The following is a 1,505-nucleotide window of genomic DNA, read 5'->3' as shown; positions in this document are numbered from 1 at the left end:
GAGGCGGTGGTAGTGGTCCAGGCTGCTGGTTTGCGGGTGGAGGTAGCTGCGTGGACGGTGGAAGCGTCGTTGGAAGGCCGCCTCGGCCAAGGCGTCCCAGTACGGTTCCGAGATCGCCACCAAGCGGTCGAAGGCGGGCCGCAGCATGCCGGTCAGGGCCGGATCGGTGAGCATCGCGGTCAGGGCGGGATCGATCCGTCGTCTGCTCGTGAGTGCTTCGGCAGGCCGGGGCGGGAGCGGTGCCAGGGTGTAGTTCCAGTCGCCGTGGAAGGTGTGGGGTGTGATCGGCAGGGCGTGGAACTCGGCGGGTGCGACCGCGGTGCCCAGGTCGTAACTGCCCGTGTCCAGTTCGGCGTCGATCCATAGCCCGGTGCGGGTGGTCGTGGCGGCGATGGTCTCGATGACGACCTGGTAGCTGGTCAGGGGCCGGCCCCGCCAGTTCGCGGTGATGTGGCAGAACATCCGATGCTCGATTTTGTTCCACTTCGACGTTCCCGGCGGGAGGTGGCAGACGGTGATCTCCAGCCCGCTCTCCAGGGCGAGGGCGGCCAGGTGCTTCTTCCACGTCCAGCGGCGGGGGTCGTTGGAGCCACCGCAGTCGGCGGTGATCAGCAGCCGAGTGGCATCCGGGTGGTCGGCCCTTCCGCGGCGTCGCCACCAGCGGCGGATGGATTCCACCGCGAATTCGGCGGTGTCGTGGTCGGTTCCGACGTTCACCCAGCCGGTGTTGCGGGCGATGTCGTAGATCCCGTAAGGGATGACGACTGGTTGATCGTTGGTGGTAAAGGTGTGGCAGTCCACGCGGATCGGGTCCTTGCCCGGCCGCCAGGTGCGACCGGGCCGGTCGCGGTTGCCGAGCCATTCCTTGGCCTTGGTGTCCACGCTGATCACCGGCTGGTGATCGTCGAGGAAGGCTGTGGCGGTGGCGTTCAGGTGGGCAAATTGGGCGTCCCGATCCGGATGGCCGGTGCCTTCCGAGGTCTTGGCGGTGCCTTGCAGGCTGTATCCCAGGGCGTGCAGCAGGCGTCCGACGGTCGCCGCGCTGACCGGGTGACCCTGTGCGGTCAACGCTGAGGCCAGGGACCTCAGCGAGAGCGTGGTCCAGCGCAACGGTGAGACCGGATCACCCCGGGTGTGCGGCTCGATCAGGGCCTCCAGCGCGGGCCGCAGACCCGGGTCGGTGGCCGTCAGCCGTTTGCGGCCGGCTCCCGGGGCTCTGATCCGCCCGGTCGGCAGGGGACGACCAGACAGCTCGGCGATCCCTCGCGCGACGGTGGCCGTACTGGCGCCGGAAGCGGCGGCCACCAGCGTGATCCCGCCGTGGCCGATCGCGCCGGCCTCGCTGGCGAGGTAGAGCCGGCGGCGGCGCTCGTCGAGGTGGGGCAGGAGCTGATCAAATTTGGCTTTCAGAGCCACAACGGAGATCCGGTCGACCGTACGCGCAGCCATACCCTCAGTGTTCCGCCAACTCCCGCTAACCGAGCACTAATTGAAATACAGGTCCC

At 68.4% G+C, this 1,505-nt stretch carries 1 pseudogene; it reads right to left on the bottom strand.

Going from position 1 to position 1,505, the window contains the following annotated elements:
- Positions 1-1,449 (bottom strand): annotated as a pseudogene (locus ACFVJQ_RS45985) (ISAzo13 family transposase); the annotation flags it as partial.
- Positions 1,450-1,505 lie beyond the last annotated feature (56 nt).

Origin of the sequence: Streptomyces sp. NPDC127197 (genome assembly GCF_042672405.1) — a bacterium.
GTDB classification, from domain to species: domain Bacteria; phylum Actinomycetota; class Actinomycetes; order Streptomycetales; family Streptomycetaceae; genus Streptomyces; species Streptomyces flavusporus.
This window is presented reverse-complemented; position numbering and strand designations above follow the sequence as displayed.